Source organism: Streptomyces sp. NPDC090106 (genome assembly GCF_044747265.1).
GTDB lineage: Bacteria > Actinomycetota > Actinomycetes > Streptomycetales > Streptomycetaceae > Streptomyces.
On sequence record NZ_JBIVDS010000002.1, the window covers coordinates 419,304 to 434,460 of the forward strand.

Here is a 15,157-nt window from a genome sequence, read left to right on the forward strand (position 1 = left end):
CGGACGTATGACGACGTGAGGGGCCGCCCCGTCCGGGGCGGCCCCTCACGTCGTACACGCCTGCGTCTACGCGGCGATCTTCTGCTTCACCTGCGCCAGCGACGGGTTCGTCAGCGTGGAGCCGTCGCCGAAGAGCACGGTCGGGACCGTCTGGTTGCCGCCGTTCGCCTTCTCGACGAACGCCGCGGACTCGGGGTCCTGCTCGATGTTGATCTCGGTGTACGCGATGCCTTCGCGGTCGAGCTGCTTCTTCAGCCGCTGGCAGTAACCGCACCATGTGGTGCTGTACATCGTCACGGTGCCCTGCATGTCTCGCGCGCTCCTCTGATGGCTCGGGGGAAGAAGTCGTCCAGAGAGGGAACGTACGCGAACCGGCCGCCATTCCCACCCGGGGTATGCCCGCGAGGTGACGCCTGCCGCATTAGTACGACCACGGGTGCCCGCCTGTGGACAACCGGCACAGCCGTCTCCGCCGACCTGGCAGCATGGCGGGGTGACACCAGCAACGCACTCCTCACTCTTCCCGCAGGTCCCGGACTCGGCCGACGCGGTGCTCGACGGGCTCGACCCCGAGCAGCGCGAGGTGGCCACCGCCCTGCAGGGACCGGTGTGTGTGCTGGCGGGCGCGGGCACCGGCAAGACCCGGGCCATCACCCACCGCATCGCCTACGGGGTGCGCGCGGGCATCCTCCACCCCTCCAGCGTGCTCGCCGTCACCTTCACCAACCGCGCCGCCGGTGAGATGCGCGGCCGGCTCCGCCAGCTCGGCGCCTCCGGCGTCCAGGCCCGCACCTTCCACTCGGCCGCCCTGCGCCAGCTCCAGTACTTCTGGCCCAAGGCCGTCGGCGGCTCCATGCCCCGGCTCGTCGACCGCAAGATCCAACTCGTCGCCGACGCCGCGGCGGCCTGCCGCATCCGCCTGGACCGGGGCGAGCTGCGGGACGTCACCGCCGAGATCGAGTGGTCCAAGGTCACCCAGACCGTCCCCGCCGACTACGCCCCCGCCGTCGCCAAGGCGGGCCGTGACGCCCCCCGCAACCCCGCCGAGATCGCCCAGCTCTACGCCGCCTACGAGGACCTCAAGCGCGACCGGGGCGTCATCGACTTCGAGGACGTCCTGCTGCTCACGGTGGCCGTCCTCCAGGACCGGCACGACATCGCCGACCAGGTCCGCGCCCAGTACCAGCACTTCGTCGTCGACGAGTACCAGGACGTCAGCCCCCTCCAGCAGCGGCTGCTGGAACTGTGGCTCGGCGACCGCGACAACCTGTGCGTCGTCGGGGACGCCAGCCAGACGATCTACTCGTTCACAGGCGCAACTCCCGACCATCTCCTCGACTTCCGCACCCGCCACCCCGGCGCCACCGTCGTCAAGCTGGTGCGCGACTACCGCTCCACCCCCCAGGTCGTCCACCTCGCCAACGGCCTGCTCGCCCAGGCCAGCGGACGCGCCGCCGACCACCGCCTCGAACTCGTCTCCCAGCGCGCCGCCGGACCCGAGCCCGGCTACGGCGAGTACACCGACGAACCCGCCGAGGCCGAGGGCGCCGCCCGGCGCATCCGCGACCTGATGGCCGCCGGGGTCCCGGCCGCCGAGATCGCCGTCCTGTTCCGCACCAACGCCCAGTCCGAGACCTACGAACAGGCCCTCGCCGACGCCGGCGTCCCCTACCAGCTGCGCGGCGCCGAGCGGTTCTTCGACCGCCCCGAGGTGCGCAAGGCCGGGATCGCGCTGCGCGCCGCGGCCCGCTTCGGAGGCAACGACACCCGCCTGGAGGACGCCGTCGACCTGCCCTCGCAGGTGCGTGCCGTCCTCTCCGGCGACGGCTGGACCTCCGAGCCGCCCGCCGGTTCCGGCGCCGTCAGGGAGCGCTGGGAGTCGCTGGCCGCGTTGGTGAACCTCGCGCAGGACTTCGCGGCCGGTCGGCCCGGCGCGACCCTCGCCGACCTCGTCGCCGAACTCGACGAACGGGCGGGTGCCCAGCACGCCCCGACCGTCCAGGGCGTCACCCTCGCCTCCCTGCACTCCGCCAAGGGACTGGAGTGGGACGTCGTGTTCCTCGTCGGCGTCGCCGAGGGCATGATGCCGATCACCTACGCAAAGACCGACGAGCAGATCGAGGAGGAGCGCCGCCTCCTCTACGTGGGGGTCACCCGCGCCCGCGAGCGCCTCCATGTCTCCTGGGCCCTGTCCCGCTCGCCCGGCGGGCGCCCCAGCCGCCGCCCCAGCCGCTTCCTCGACGGGCTGCGCCCCGGCTCCACCGCCACCACCGGCCGCACCGCCGCCGCGGGCCCCGGCGGCGTCGAGCGCGGCTACACGAGCGCCGCGGCGGGAGTCGTGCCGCGCCGGAGCCGACGCGTCCCGGCCCGCTGCCGGGTCTGCGGACGCACGCTCACCGACGCCGGCGAGATGAAGCTGATGCGGTGCGAGGACTGCCCCTCCGACATGGACGAGGGCCTCTACGAACGGTTGCGGGAGTGGCGCGCGGTCCAGGCGCGACGCAGCGGACAGCCCGCGTTCTGTGTCTTCACCGACAAGACCCTCATCGCGATCGCCGAGTCGGCCCCCGACGACGAGCACGAACTGGCGCGCATCGCGGGCGTCGGACAACGCAAGTTCAACCGCTACGGAGCCGATGTCCTGGCCATCTGCGCAGGCCAGGAGGTCGGGACCGAAGACGATGACGACTGAGGCGAACTCGTCGAAAAAATAGTTTGCGCATGCCCCAGCAATCCCCATAGGTTCTTAGCCACGGGAACGGAGGGCTTCTCTGAGCCCCCGATTCCGTGCTGTACTTACATATCCGCAGGGCCGGTTCACCCCGGTCCATCGAGACGCCGAGAGGAGGCGAGTCCAGTGATCAGCATCAACACCAGCTCTGTCAGCTCCGTGAAAATGACCGATCCCTCGGTCGTCGCCTCCCTGTGCATGCTCGGCGCCCCGATTCAGGGCACCGGTCTGTCCGGCATCAATGCCGCCAAGCCGGCGTCCTCCCTGTCGCTCTCGGGCCTTCCCGTCCGTGAGCGCGATGAGCGACCGACCAAGGCACTGGAAGCAGTAGCGGCACAGGCGCAGGCCTATGCCTTTGCGGCGGCCGGTGCCGGATTCCGGAAGCTGACGACGACGCAGCACCACCAGATGTGGGCCTTCCGTGGGCCAGAACCCTGGAGTGATCCAGCCTGACAGCCGATCAGGCCGGCGCCTTCAGGGCCGCGGAACCCCATCCGGGATCCGCGGCCCTTCTGTTTTTCCCCTCACCGGGGACGACGGAGCCGAAGGGGCCTCGGGACAAGAAAAGAACCCGGTACCAAGCCGACCACCGGTCCTACAGGGCCGGACCGACCAGACGAGGAAGACCAACCGTGCAACTCGAAGCGCACGCCCCGTCCGTACCGCCTTCAGACACGATCCCCAAGCCCGGCCTCACGGAGGACTCCACCTTGACCCCGCTCACCGCGCTCACCGCGCTCGACGACGCCATCGAGAACCTCGGCGTACCCGTCCCCTGCCGCTCGTACGACCCGGAGGTCTTCTTCGCGGAGTCGCCGGCCGACGTCGAGTACGCCAAGTCCCTCTGCCGCACCTGCCCGCTGATGGAGGCCTGCCTCGCCGGCGCCAAGGAGCGGCGTGAGCCTTGGGGCGTCTGGGGTGGCGAGCTGTTCGTCCAGGGCGTCGTCGTCGCCCGGAAGCGGCCCCGTGGCCGTCCGCGCAAGAACCCGGTCACGGCATGAACACCATGAGCACCGCAGGAACGATCGACCGTCCCCACACGCACGACCCCAAGAAGCAGGCCCCGATGACACCGTCGACCAGCGAGCCCGCGGGCTCCGCGACTTCAGACTTCACCACCACCGACGCGAACGACTCGCGTCAGAACAGGACCCGTGAGATGCAACTCCAACCAGAAGCCCTGGCTCGTGCGCATATGCACGAGCGACTGCGGGAGGCGCAGCGGGAGCGCCGGGCCGTGAGCCTGGCCGCCGCGCGCCGCATGCAGCGCCGGGCCGAGCGTGCCTCGCTGCGCGCCCGCCGTGCGCTCGCCCTCGCGGTCATGCAGTGACCGAACCCACCTGAAGCGGTGGCCCCCGCGCGCCGGGGGAGAAGGCTCCTCGCGGGGGCCGGTCCGTCCGAGCGGACCGGCCCCCGCGGTGCGTGGTGCCGGGCCGCCGACCGGTCACGGCGTTATCGTCGCCGGGTGACGAGTCTTCCCGGGAACGGTGACGACGGCTCGGCCCCGGAGCCGCGTCCACTGGTCTGCGCCCGCTGCGGCACCACAGCCGACGGCCCCCGCCCCACCTGGACCTGTTCCGTGGAGAACGGGATCCGCGCCTACTTCTGCGACACCTGCTCCAGAGCGAACCTCAGAGCGATCGAGAGCCGCTTGGACTCGGCCTGGTGGTAGGGCCGGACCGGCGCGGTCTCACGCCTCCGCGGCGGTCGCCTCGTCCTCCGGCTCCTCATGGACGAACCCGGGCAGCCAGGCCTCCAGCTCCTCGCGCAGCCGGACCGTCGCGCCGAGCTGGCACAGCACACCGATGGTGCTGAGGGTCACCCGGTGGATCAGGAGATAGGCGGGCGGGAGGTTGAGCTGCTTGCCGAGCTGGTAGGCGGGGGAGCGGATGTCGGCGATCCGGGCCGCCTGGCTGCGCATCCAGCCCCGGGTGAAGGTGAACTCCTCGACCAGCGCCGGTTCGATGATCGGGCGCAGGTAGTCGAGGACGGCGTCCGGGTCGAGGTCTATCGACTCCTTGACGAACCCCTCCAGGCGCAGGAGTTCGTAGACGGCCTCGGCCTCGTCGTCGAGGGTCATGCGCAGGGACTCGCCGATGGTGGTCGGCAGACCGCCCGGAAGGCGGTCGACCGTACCGAAGTCCAGGACGCCGAGCCGCCAGTCGTCCTCCCCGTCCGGGCCGCCGGGCAGCAGCCGGAAGTTCCCGGGATGCGGGTCGGCGTGCAGCAGACCGGTGCGGGCCGGGCCGGAGAACAGGAAACGGGCCAGGAGCTGACCGGCGCGGTCGCGCTGCTCCTGGCTGCCGTCCGCGATGACCTCGGACAGCGGCACCCCGTCGATCCACTCCGTGACCAGGACCTGTTCGCACTGGTGGACCACCGCGGGCACCACCACGTCCGGGTCGCCCGCGAACTCCTCGGCATGCACTTCCTGGGCCTGCGCCTCCAGGCCGTAGTCCAGTTCCTCCGAGACCCGGTCCCTGAGCTCGGCGATCAGCGGCTTGATGTCCATGCCGGGGATCAGCGGGCCCAGCAGACGGGCGAAGCGGCTCAGCTGGGTGAGGTCCGAGAGCAGGGCCTCGCCGGCGCCCGGATACTGCACCTTGACCGCCACCTCGCGGCCGTCGTGCCACACCGCGTGGTGCACCTGGCCGATCGACGCCGCGGCCGAGGGCTTGTCCTCGAACTCCAGGAACAGTTCCTGCCAGTCCTGGCCGAGCCGCTCCTCCAGCACACCGTGCACGGTGCGGGTGGGCATCGGGGGCGCGGCCTCCTGGAGCCTGGTGAGTGCCGCCCGGTAGGGCCCGGCGACCTCCTCGGGCAGCGCCGACTCGAACACGGACAGCGCCTGCCCGAACTTCATCGCGCCGCCCTTGAGCTCGCCGAGCACCTTGAACAGCTGCTCCGCGGTGCGCTGCTGCAGCTCACGGCCGACGATCTCCGCGGACTCCCCGACGATTCTCTTGCCGAGCCCCCAGGTCGCCCGACCGGCGAAGCCGAGCGGGAGCGCGGCGAGCTTGGCGGTCCGGGTGACCGCCTTCCGGGGAAGATCAGACATGCGCCCTCCAAGTCCCAGCAGGCCGTGCGGTGCCCGTCCGGCGGAGAGGCTCCGCCCGACCGGGCGACGTCTTCGACGGCCCATGCTCCGCCATTGTCTCGTGCGACTCCCCTGCAATGGAGGTGTGTTCTCCCTTACCTTCGCGCACCGCTCCGCACGGACACCCCGGGTGCGCCCAGACCGGCCGGGCGTGCCAGTTCATCGCGGGCAGCGACACCTCCCAGCGGGCGCCCGCGCTGGAGGGCAGCCGCCCGTCGAGGAAGGCCAGCGCGTGCGCGGCGGCCAGACCGGCGACCGTCGTGGCCAGCGCCACGTCGCAGGACGGCACCGGCCGCGGGCGCCCCGCCCCCGACCGCCACTGCGCGACCAGCCGCGGCCAGACCGGGTCCCGGTCCGTGCGGCCCTCGTGCAGACAGCCCGCGCAGCTCGTCTCGCCCGGCAGGACGAGCGGGCCCACGACACCCGTCGCCTCCACCACACCGGCGTACAGATGGGGTGTGCCGGAGGCGATGAGGTCCTCTTCGAAGGGCGGCGCGTGCACGTCGACGTCGTCCCTCGGGGCGAGGACGACCAGGGAGTACCCCGGATCGGCGGCTCCTGAGGACGACCCGGGGCCGCGGCGCGGCGAGGTGTCGGGGGCGCAGCGGCGTACCGCCCGGCGGGCGGCCTCCTCCCGGCGCACGCCGACCGACTCGGCGGGCAGCCCGCCCGGGGCGACGTCCCACGGCTCGACCTTGCCCGTGTCGCGGACCTCGACCTCGCCGACGCCGGCGGCCGACAGCAGGGAGGCCAGCAGGACGCCGACCCGGCCCGCGCCCCTGATCCGGACCCGCAGTGAGCGGCGGGCGGCCAGCAGTTCCATCGCCTCGCCCGGTACGGACGTGGTCACGGACAGCGAGGCCAGATCCGGGCGCAGCCGGTCGAGGGTCTTCCGCTTCCGGCGCAGCGCCGCGACCGCCGGGCCGCCGCCCCGCGTGTCGTCCAGGAGCCCGGAGGCGGACAGCCGCCGCACCAGCGCGTCGGCATGACCGTCGGGCAGGCCCGTGCGGGCGGCCTCCTCGCGCAGCAGCGCGTTGCCGCGCGTGCCGTTGAGCAGGTCGAGGAAGCTGCCCGTCGCCGTGTCGACCGGGCCGAGCGTCATCGCGTGCGCCGGGGCCATCCCGAACTGGACGGTGTTCAGATCGCGCCAGCCGCGCCGCAGCGCCGGTTTCACGACCGGGACCTGCGGAATCCGCACGGCCGCGGGCGCCGCGCCCGCCGGAACGGATGGAGTCTTCGACCGCATGACAGGCCCCCGTAGCCTCGTGGAACATCCCCGTGCGCCGCCGGAGAACGCTCGGTGAGCGCTCGTCGACCCGTCGGCGAACGCCAGCTTGCCCGGAAGCGGCGGACCGTGCCGAAAGTTATCCACAGGCTGGGGGTATTCGTCGTACGAATCCAGCGGTTGGCTGGGGATCGGAACCGAACCGTCCCGGAGTCGGGACTTCCACCGTGCACAGCGGGTAACGTCGGGGCGTGTCCGCCGACCCACTGCACCGCGCCGGAACACCACAGCGCAGCACGAAGAGCCAGCCGCCGAACGGCTCGGGGGCGACCGCGATCGAGGTGCGCAGAAGCGCTCGTCGACGCCGGACGGTCTCCGCCTACCGCGAGGGCGACCGCACGATCGTGCTGATCCCTGCCCGGATGTCCGAGGCGGAGGAGCAACGCTGGGTGAGCGTCATGCTCGACAAACTCGCCGCGCAGGAGAGCAAGCGGGTGCTCGGCGACGACGAGCTGGCCGAGCGCGCGGAGCGGCTGTCGGGCCAGTACTTCGGCGGCCGGGCCCGGCCCAGGTCGGTGCGCTGGGTCACGAACCAGAACACGCGCTGGGGCTCGTGCACCCCCGCCGAGGGCAGCATCCGGCTGTCGCACCGGCTCCAGGGCATGCCCGAGTACGTCGTCGACTACGTCCTGCTGCACGAGCTCGCGCATCTGCTCGTCCCCGGACACGGGCCGCGTTTCTGGCGGCTCCTGGAGGCGTATCCGCGCACCGAGCGGGCCCGCGGCTATCTGGAGGGCGTGGTCGCGGCCGAGCGGCTGCCCCATCTGCCCGGCGCGCGCGGGGAGTGAGCAGCGCGCCTGCGGCGGGGAATGACCCGACATCCCCTTGCGCGGTGATTGTGTACCGGGTCTGTACCGACATCCTCCGGTGTCAGTGTTTGCGGTTAGCCTGACGCGACGCACTCACAATCCGGATGGGGGACGGTCGTTACGCATGGCCAGGGAATTCCAGCGCGGCCACAAGGCCAGGATCAGTGACCTCACCGCGGGCACCGATCTGTACGTAGGCGTGCAGATCACCGGCCCCGGACTGACCTTCGACATCAGCTGCTTCGGCCTCGACGCCGACGAGCGGCTCACGGACGACCGGTACTTCGTCTTCTTCAACCAGCCGAAGTCCCCGGAGGAGTCCATCCAGCTCCTGGGCGCCCAGGCGGGCGACACGGAGTCGTTCCGGATCACCCTCGACCGGATCCCGCAGCAGATCCAGAAGCTGTCCTTCACGGCGACGATCGACGGCGCAGGCCAGATGTCGCAGATCGCCCCCGGGTACGTCCGGATCGTGGCGGGCGGCGAGGAAGTGGCCCGCTACTCCTTCAACGGCTCGGAGTTCTCCACCGAGCGTGCCGTGATGCTCGGCGACTTCTACCTGAAGGACGTCTGGCGGTTCGCCGCGGTCGGACAGGGCTTCGACGGCGGTCTGGAGGCGCTGCTGAAGAACTTCGGCGGCGAGGTGATGGAGGAGGAGGCCCCCGAGGCTCCCCAGCAGCAGGCGCCCCCGTCCGGCGCCGCTCCCGGGTTCGCCCCGCCGGCCTTCGGAGCCCCGAGCGCCCCCGTCCCGGCGCCCGCTCCGGCCCCCGCGCCCGCGCCGCAGGGCTACGCACCCCCGGCGCACGTGCCGGACATGCACGCCCAGCCGACCATCGTCGCGCCCCTGACCCCGCCCGGCGGCGCCCCCGTACCGCCCCCGGCGCCGGCTCCCGCCTTCGGCCAGCCGCCGCAGCAGCAGCCGTACGGCCAGGGCGCCCCCGGTCAGACGGCCCCGCCGCCGCCCGGCTACGGCACCGCGCCGCACGCCCCGCAGCCTCCCGGCCCGCCGCCCGGCTACGGCCAGCAGACGCCGCCCCCGGGGTACGGCCAGCACACCCCGCCGCCGGGCTACGGCCAGCAGCCTCCCGGCTACGGTCAGGTCCCCGGCCAGCCCGCCCCCTACGGCGCGCCCCAGGGCGCCGGACAGGCCCCGGGTGTGGCCGCAGCCCTCCAGCAGTTCAAGGAGACGCCCACCGGGCAGCGCTGGACCCAGCAGAACAAGAAGATGGTCCGTGTCGACCTCGGCATCGGCGGCCAGCCCGTGCTCGCCCGGCAGGGCAGCATGGTGCTCTACCAGGGCAAGGTCGACTTCAGCTACAAGGGCGCGGGCTTCGCCGGCCGGATCGTGGGCAACGCGACCGGCCAGGAGATGCAGCTCATGCGCTGTACCGGCCAGGGTCAGGTGTTCCTCGCCGAGAACTCCACGATGCTCCACCCGATCGAACTCCAGGGCGACGGCATCTGCGTCTCCGCGGAGAACGTCCTCGCCTTCGACGAGAGCCTCCAGTACGAGGTCCGCCGGATCGAGGGGCACGGCATCCCCGGTGGCGCGCTGTTCACGATGCAGTTCACCGGCACCGGCACGATCGTCGTCAAGACGCACGGCACGCCCGTCGTCCTCCCGGTCACGCCCACGACGTTCGCCGACGCCAACGCGGTCGTCGCCTGGTCGTCCGCCGCCCAGGTGGTCGTCTCCAGCCAGGTGCGCATGCGCCGCAACGCCTACCCCGGCGACACCGGGGAGAGCGTCAACCTGCAGTTCCGGGCCGCTCCCGGCAACTTCATCGTCGTCCAGCCGTACGAGATCTGAGGGAGTCCGTCATGAACCAGCCGCTCGCGGGCTTCGCTCCCGCACCCGTCTCGGCCCGCATGGAGAACCACGGCAACCACATGCTGAAGGTCGCCATGCAGACCGGCAACGACCTCTTCGCGCGCGTGGGCTCGATGGTCGCCTACGAGGGCTTCGTGCAGTACGAGCCCAACCCGCCCGCCGTCCGGCAGATCGCCAAGGACTGGATGACCGGCGAGGGCGCGCCCCTGATGAAGTGCACCGGCGACGGTCTGCTCTACCTCGCCGACTACGGCGCCAACGTCGTCGTGATCAACCTCAACGGCGACGGCATCTCCGTCAACGCCACCAATCTGCTCGCCTTCGACGCACATCTGACGTGGGGCGTGGAGCGGGTCAAGGGGCTCGCCAAGTTCGCCGGTCAGGGCCTGTGGAACACCAAGATCTCCGGGCAGGGCTGGGTCGCTCTGACCTCCCGGGGCAAGCCGATCGTCGTCGACTGCGGTGGCGGCGAGGACGAGACGTACGTCGACCCGGACGCGCTCGTGGCCTGGTCGCCGAACCTCAAGGTCAAGGGCAAGCGCAGCTTCAAGGCGCAGTCGCTCATCGGCCGGGGCAGCGGTGAGGCCTACCAGATGGCCTTCTCCGGCCAGGGCATCGTCGTCGTCCAGCCCAGCGAGGACAGCACCGACCGTCTCCGGGTCCGGGGCTGAGGGGGAGCCAGAAAAGCCATGCAGAGCCCGATTTTCGCGTACAACGACCAGCAGACCCAGGAGCGCTGGAGCCTGCAGAACAAGCAGATGCTCCGCGTCACCCTGGAGGGCCACGACGACATCCTCGCCCGCAAGGGCACGATGGTCGCCTACCAGGGGCTGATGGAGTTCGACGCCGAGTACCAGAACAACCAGCAGGGACGCTCGCGCGCGTACACCGGCGAGGGACTGGACCTCATGCGCTGCCACGGGCAGGGCACCGTCTACCTCGCCAACCTCAAGCAGCACGTCCATCTCGTCGACGTGGAGGGGGACGGTCTCACCGTCGACAGCTCCTACGTCCTCGCCATGGACTCCTCGCTGCACCACGAGGTCATCGCCGTCGACAGCCAGTACGGCATCTCCGGCTCCGGGAAGTACCAGCTCAACATCACCGGCCGCGGCAAGGTCGCCCTCATGACCTCCGGCGCCCCGCTGATGATGCAGGTCACCCCGGACAAGTACGTCAACTGCGACGCCGACGCCATCGTCGCCTGGTCGACGTCGCTGCGCGTCCAGATGCAGGCCCAGACGCATTCCTCCGGGGTGTGGCGGCGCCGCGGCAGCACCGGTGAGGGCTGGGAGCTCAGCTTCATGGGCAGCGGCTACGCCATCGTCCAGCCCAGCGAGCTGCTCCCGCCGCAGAACGCCCAGATCGGATCGGGGCTCGCCGCCCAGTACGGGATGGGCCAGCAGGGCGTGCGCGGCCAGAACCAGGGCAACGTCTGGAGCTGACGCGAAGTCCGAGGACCGGGCCCGGCGAGCCCGGCACGACGCGCGAGGGGCGGCCACCCGGGTGGCCGCCCCTTCCGCGTGTCCGCGCCCGCGGCACGGTCACAGCCTGGCGCGGGTCGCCTCCAGCAGCCGTACGACCGAGTCGTCGGCCACGTCCGCCACCTCGTCGTAGGGGAACCAGCGCAGGTCCAGGGACTCGTCGCTGATCGCCTCCACGGCGTCGGCCGGGGCCAGCGCGGCGTACTGCACGTCCAGGTGCCAGGCGCACGGGGTGAGGTGGCGGTCCAGCCGGACCGGGCCGCCGGACAGCAGCGCCAGACCTTCGATGCCGGACTCCTCGGTGCCCTCGCGCAGGGCGGAGGCCGCCAGCGAGACGTCCCCGGGCTCGCAGTGGCCGCCCGTCTGGAGCCACATCCACAGCTTCTTGTGCAGGGTCAGCAGCACCCGCCCGCGCGACGGGTCGATCACCAGCGCGCTCGCCGTGACATGCCCGTCGGAGCAGGCCTTCCACATACCGTCCGGGTGGGCCGCCAGATGGTCCAGGTACTCCTGGCGCAGCTCGGCCTGGTCCTCGTATCCCTTCAGGACGAGGACCGCGTCGTCGTGCAGGCTCACTCGGAGTCGTCGCCCTTTTCTTCCTCGTCCTTCGTCAGCTTCGGCTTCTCGGCGGAGTCAGAGCCGGAGCCGGAGCCGGACGCCGCCTCGCCGAGCATCTTGTCCAGCTCGGAGAAGTCGAGCTGCTCGCGGTGCACGAAGCCGTCCGGGTCGTCCAGGTCGGAGGCGGTCGGCAGCATGTCCGGGTGGGCCCACAGACCGTCCCGGCCGTCGACACCGCGCGCGTCCGTGAGCGAGGCCCACAGACGGGAGGCGTCACGCAGCCGGCGCGGGCGCAGCTCCAGACCGATCAGCGTGGCGAACGTCTGCTCGGCCGGACCGCCCGAGGCGCGACGGCGGCGCAGGGTCTCGCGCAGCGCGTCGGCGGACGACAGACGGGGCTTGGCGGCGGCGTGGACCACCGCGTCGACCCAGCCCTCGACGAGCGCCAGAGCCGTCTCCAGACGGGCCAGGGCGGCCTTCTGCTCCGGGGTGTCCTCCGGCTGGAACATGCCCTGCTGGAGCGCGTCCTGAAGCTGCTCGGGGTTCTGCGGGTCGAACTGGCCGACCACGTCCTCCAGCTTCGCCGTGTCGACCTTGATCCCGCGCGCGTAGCCCTCGACCGCGCCGAACAGATGCGAGCGCAGCCACGGCACGTGCGCGAACAGCCGCTGGTGGGCGGCCTCGCGCAGGGCGAGATACAGCCGCACCTCCTCCTGCGCCACGCCCAGGTCCTTGCCGAACGACTCGATGTTCAGCGGCAGCAGCGCGGCCTTCCCGGCCGGGCCGAGCGGCAGGCCGATGTCGGTCGAGCCGACGACCTCGCCCGCGAGCACGCCGACGGCCTGCCCGATCTGCGTGCCGAACATGGCGCCGCCCATCGAGCGCATCATGCCGATGAGCGGGCCCGCCATGGCCTGCATCTCCTCGGGCAGGACATCGCCCATCGCGGTGCCCACGCGCTCGGCGACCGGGTCGACGAGCTCCTTCCACGCGGGCAGGGTCGCCTCGACCCACTCCGCGCGGGACCACGCCACGGCGGTGCCGGCGCCGGACGGCAGCGACGTCGCGTCGTCGAGCCACAGGTCGGCCAGGCGCACGGCCTCCTGGACGGCGGTGCGCTCGGACGGGCCGATACTCGCGTCCTTCACGCCGTCCGACGTGCCCTGGGAGACCGTCTGGCGGGCGATCTGCTTGGCCATGTCCCAGTTCACCGGGCCGCCCTCGTACGAGAGCATCTGGCCCAGCTGCTGGAACGCGGCGCCCAGGTCGTTGGGGTTCAGGGAACCGAACATGGCAGCGAACGGGTTGTCGGCACCGGGGGCGCCAAAGCCTCCGGCTCCGGGCAGCCCGCCGAAACCGAACGGGTTGGCCGGGCCCTGACCACCACCGCTCTGCTGGTCCTTCTTCTTGCCCTCGTCGCCGTCTTCCGGCTCCTCCGGCGGAAGGCCGAATCCGAATGGGGTGTCACTCACGGGATTCCTCGGCTGGTAAGGCCACCGGTTCTCGCCGGCGGCACGACTGCCCGATAACACCACCCAGCGTAGACACCGCGGACGGTTCGGGCCTCGATGCTTCGCCGACTCCCGGCCTGCGGCAGGATGGATGCCACCTGGTACGTACGCGTCACTCGCGCCCGTACTGAAGACAACCGCTGGAGACGCCCGGTGAGTTCCCCTGATCCACAGGTTCGCGCAGCGCGAAACCCGTCAACCCCGTCCGGCGTGCGCGGGCCCGTCGTCGCGGTCACCGGTGCCGCGGCGGGCATCGGCGCGCTGCTCACCGAGCGGCTCGCCGCGTCCGAGGAGATCAAGCAGGTCATCGCCATCGACGAGCGCCGCGGCGAGTGCGCCGCCGCGCAGTGGCACATCCTCGACGTGCGGGACCCGGCCATCGCGGACAAGCTGCGCGGCGCCGACGTGGTGGTCCACCTGGCGCTCGACCTGGACCTGGAGACCGACGCGGCGGCGCGCACGGCGTACAACGTCCGGGGGACGCAGACCGTGCTGACGGCCGCCGCGGCGGCCGGCGTGCACCGCGTGGTGCTGTGCACGTCCGCCATGGTCTACGGCGCCCTCCCCGACAACGAGCTGCCGCTGTCCGAGGACGGCGAACTGCGGGCGACGGCCGAGGCGACCGGCGTCGGCGACCTGCTGGAGATCGAGCGGCTCGCCCGCCGCGCCCCGCGCGCCCACCCCGGGCTCAATGTCACCGTCGTACGGCCCGCCGTCCTCGTCGGTGGCACCGACACCGCTCTGACCAGGTACTTCGAGTCTCCCCGGCTGCTCGTGGTCGCCGGGTCCCGGCCCGCCTGGCAGTTCTGCCACGTCGAGGACCTGTGCAGCGCCCTGGAGTACGCCGTCCTGGAGAAGGTCGAGGGGGAGCTCGCCGTCGGGTGCGAGGGGTGGCTGGAGCAGGAGGAGGTCGAGGAGCTCAGCGGCATCCGGCGCATGGAGCTGCCCTCCGCCGTCGCGCTCGGCGCGGCGGCCCGGCTGCACCGGATCGGCCTGACGCCGTCCCCCGCGGGGGACCTCGCCTACACGATGTACCCGTGGGTGGTCAGCGGGAGCCGGCTGCACGACGCCGGATGGCGGCCCCGGTGGACCAACGAGGAGGTCCTCGCCGAGCTGCTGGAGGAGGTCGCCGGACGGCACACCGTCGCCGGGCGGCGCCTCGGACGCAAGGACGCCACCGCCGCGGGAGCGGCCGGTGCGACGGTCGCGCTGCTGGGCGCGGCGGCCGTGGTGCGGCGGGCCCGCAAGGCCCGGCGCCGGATCTGACGGCCCGCGCGCGGGAGCCGCTGCCGCGCGGCGCGCTGTAGGAGGCTCCAAAGCGGCACGCGCGCGTGCCGGGTGATCGGCGTATTCCGTGACGTCGAAGGCATGCGGCACGATGGGGCCATGGGAAGCAGAATCGACCACCCGGGTGAGCTCGCCGCCGACGAGCCGGTCAAGCTCATCGCGATCCGGGAGAGCGCGCTCTCGCTCGACGAGGTCTTCGCGGCCGTCGGGGACGACGCCGCCGGCGGGACCGCCCTGTTCGTGGGAACCGTGCGCAACCACGACGGCGGCGCCGACGTGGACGCGCTCGGGTACTCCTGCCACCCGAGTGCCGAGGCCGAGATGCGGCGGATCGCGGAGAAGGTCGTCGCCGAGTACCCGGTACGGGCGCTCGCCGCGGTGCACCGCGTGGGCGATCTGGAGGTCGGGGACCTCGCCGTCGTCGTCGCCGTCTCCTGTCCGCACCGCGGGGAGGCCTTCGAGGCCTGCCGCAAGCTGATCGACGACCTCAAGCACGAGGTGCCCATCTGGAAGCACCAGCGCTTCTCGGACGGCACCGAGGAATGGGTCGGCGCCTGCTGATCC

16 protein-coding genes are annotated in these 15,157 nt (G+C 72.0%); 11 read left to right on the forward strand and 5 right to left on the reverse strand.

What is annotated here, in order from left to right:
• Positions 1-66 precede the first annotated feature (66 nt).
• Positions 67-309, reverse strand: coding sequence for a mycoredoxin (locus ACIPSE_RS07390; protein ID WP_401658443.1), 243 nt, complete (start codon positions 307-309; stop codon positions 67-69).
• A 184-nt stretch (positions 310-493) separates the two neighbouring features.
• Here ACIPSE_RS07390 and ACIPSE_RS07395 point away from each other — a divergent pair, with 184 nt between their 5' ends.
• The 5 genes from ACIPSE_RS07395 to ACIPSE_RS07415 all read left to right on the forward strand — a co-directional run bounded on the left by ACIPSE_RS07395 (position 494) and on the right by ACIPSE_RS07415 (position 4,403).
• Positions 494-2,692: an ATP-dependent DNA helicase UvrD2 gene (locus ACIPSE_RS07395; RefSeq protein ID WP_401658445.1), complete on the forward strand. Its 2,199-nt coding sequence runs from the start codon at positions 494-496 to the stop codon at positions 2,690-2,692.
• 165 nt (positions 2,693-2,857) lie between these two features.
• Positions 2,858-3,184, forward strand: coding sequence for a hypothetical protein (locus ACIPSE_RS07400; RefSeq protein ID WP_401658448.1), 327 nt, complete (start codon positions 2,858-2,860; stop codon positions 3,182-3,184).
• 179 nt (positions 3,185-3,363) lie between these two features.
• On the forward strand, positions 3,364-3,732 hold the full coding sequence (locus tag ACIPSE_RS07405; protein ID WP_019754617.1) for a WhiB family transcriptional regulator: 369 nt from the start codon (positions 3,364-3,366) through the stop codon (positions 3,730-3,732).
• Between the two features lie 5 nt (positions 3,733-3,737).
• Positions 3,738-4,061 (forward strand): hypothetical protein, encoded by a 324-nt coding sequence (locus ACIPSE_RS07410; protein ID WP_401658451.1) that lies wholly within the window; start codon positions 3,738-3,740, stop codon positions 4,059-4,061.
• A 135-nt stretch (positions 4,062-4,196) separates the two neighbouring features.
• Positions 4,197-4,403 carry a hypothetical protein gene (locus ACIPSE_RS07415; protein ID WP_401658454.1) on the forward strand — a complete coding sequence of 69 codons (207 nt, stop codon included), beginning with the start codon at positions 4,197-4,199 and terminating at the stop codon, positions 4,401-4,403.
• An 18-nt stretch (positions 4,404-4,421) separates the two neighbouring features.
• Here the strand turns inward: ACIPSE_RS07415 and ACIPSE_RS07420 are convergent, their stop codons facing one another.
• Both ACIPSE_RS07420 and ACIPSE_RS07425 read right to left on the reverse strand, forming a co-directional pair.
• Positions 4,422-5,789: an ABC1 kinase family protein gene (locus tag ACIPSE_RS07420; RefSeq protein WP_401658456.1), complete on the reverse strand. Its 1,368-nt coding sequence runs from the start codon at positions 5,787-5,789 to the stop codon at positions 4,422-4,424.
• Positions 5,782-6,948, reverse strand: coding sequence for a TOMM precursor leader peptide-binding protein (locus ACIPSE_RS07425; protein WP_401659742.1), 1,167 nt, complete (start codon positions 6,946-6,948; stop codon positions 5,782-5,784). Before ACIPSE_RS07425 ends, ACIPSE_RS07420 begins: the two co-directional genes overlap by 8 nt.
• 356 nt (positions 6,949-7,304) lie before the next feature.
• Here ACIPSE_RS07425 and ACIPSE_RS07430 point away from each other — a divergent pair, with 356 nt between their 5' ends.
• The 4 genes from ACIPSE_RS07430 to ACIPSE_RS07445 all read left to right on the forward strand — a co-directional run bounded on the left by ACIPSE_RS07430 (position 7,305) and on the right by ACIPSE_RS07445 (position 11,198).
• Positions 7,305-7,901, forward strand: a complete 597-nt coding sequence (locus ACIPSE_RS07430; protein WP_401658459.1) for a M48 family metallopeptidase — start codon at positions 7,305-7,307, stop codon at positions 7,899-7,901.
• 145 nt (positions 7,902-8,046) lie between these two features.
• Positions 8,047-9,732 carry a TerD family protein gene (locus ACIPSE_RS07435; protein ID WP_401658462.1) on the forward strand — a complete coding sequence of 562 codons (1,686 nt, stop codon included), beginning with the start codon at positions 8,047-8,049 and terminating at the stop codon, positions 9,730-9,732.
• Between the two features lie 11 nt (positions 9,733-9,743).
• Positions 9,744-10,424 carry an AIM24 family protein gene (locus ACIPSE_RS07440; RefSeq protein ID WP_274243173.1) on the forward strand — a complete coding sequence of 227 codons (681 nt, stop codon included), beginning with the start codon at positions 9,744-9,746 and terminating at the stop codon, positions 10,422-10,424.
• Positions 10,425-10,442: 18 nt separating this feature from the next.
• Entirely contained in the window at positions 10,443-11,198 is a 756-nt protein-coding gene (locus tag ACIPSE_RS07445) for an AIM24 family protein (RefSeq protein ID WP_401658465.1), read from the forward strand.
• Positions 11,199-11,297: 99 nt separating this feature from the next.
• Here the strand turns inward: ACIPSE_RS07445 and ACIPSE_RS07450 are convergent, their stop codons facing one another.
• Both ACIPSE_RS07450 and ACIPSE_RS07455 read right to left on the reverse strand, forming a co-directional pair.
• The gene (locus ACIPSE_RS07450; protein ID WP_401658467.1) at positions 11,298-11,813 is read right to left on the reverse strand and encodes an NUDIX hydrolase; all 516 of its coding nucleotides are present in this window, start codon (positions 11,811-11,813) and stop codon (positions 11,298-11,300) included.
• The gene (locus tag ACIPSE_RS07455; RefSeq protein ID WP_401658470.1) at positions 11,810-13,267 is read right to left on the reverse strand and encodes a zinc-dependent metalloprotease; all 1,458 of its coding nucleotides are present in this window, start codon (positions 13,265-13,267) and stop codon (positions 11,810-11,812) included. Before ACIPSE_RS07455 ends, ACIPSE_RS07450 begins: the two co-directional genes overlap by 4 nt.
• A 192-nt stretch (positions 13,268-13,459) precedes the next feature.
• Here ACIPSE_RS07455 and ACIPSE_RS07460 point away from each other — a divergent pair, with 192 nt between their 5' ends.
• Together ACIPSE_RS07460 and ACIPSE_RS07465 are read left to right on the forward strand one after the other, a co-directional pair.
• Entirely contained in the window at positions 13,460-14,572 is a 1,113-nt protein-coding gene (locus ACIPSE_RS07460) for an SDR family oxidoreductase (RefSeq protein ID WP_401658473.1), read from the forward strand.
• 120 nt (positions 14,573-14,692) lie between these two features.
• Positions 14,693-15,154 carry a molybdenum cofactor biosynthesis protein MoaE gene (locus ACIPSE_RS07465; protein ID WP_401658476.1) on the forward strand — a complete coding sequence of 154 codons (462 nt, stop codon included), beginning with the start codon at positions 14,693-14,695 and terminating at the stop codon, positions 15,152-15,154.
• Positions 15,155-15,157 lie beyond the last annotated feature (3 nt).

Excerpts from the sequence above, each read along its gene's own strand:
- ACIPSE_RS07390 (WP_401658443.1), bottom strand. The coding sequence starts at position 309 with ATGCAGGGCACCGTGACGATGTACAGCACCACATGGTGCGGTTACTGC.
- ACIPSE_RS07410 (WP_401658451.1), top strand. The coding sequence starts at position 3,738 with ATGAGCACCGCAGGAACGATCGACCGTCCCCACACGCACGACCCCAAG.
- ACIPSE_RS07420 (WP_401658456.1), bottom strand. The coding sequence starts at position 5,789 with ATGTCTGATCTTCCCCGGAAGGCGGTCACCCGGACCGCCAAGCTCGCC.
- ACIPSE_RS07425 (WP_401659742.1), bottom strand. The coding sequence starts at position 6,948 with ATGGCCCCGGCGCACGCGATGACGCTCGGCCCGGTCGACACGGCGACG.
- ACIPSE_RS07435 (WP_401658462.1), top strand. The coding sequence starts at position 8,047 with ATGGCCAGGGAATTCCAGCGCGGCCACAAGGCCAGGATCAGTGACCTC.
- ACIPSE_RS07440 (WP_274243173.1), top strand. The coding sequence starts at position 9,744 with ATGAACCAGCCGCTCGCGGGCTTCGCTCCCGCACCCGTCTCGGCCCGC.
- ACIPSE_RS07445 (WP_401658465.1), top strand. The coding sequence starts at position 10,443 with ATGCAGAGCCCGATTTTCGCGTACAACGACCAGCAGACCCAGGAGCGC.
- ACIPSE_RS07465 (WP_401658476.1), top strand. The coding sequence starts at position 14,693 with ATGGGAAGCAGAATCGACCACCCGGGTGAGCTCGCCGCCGACGAGCCG.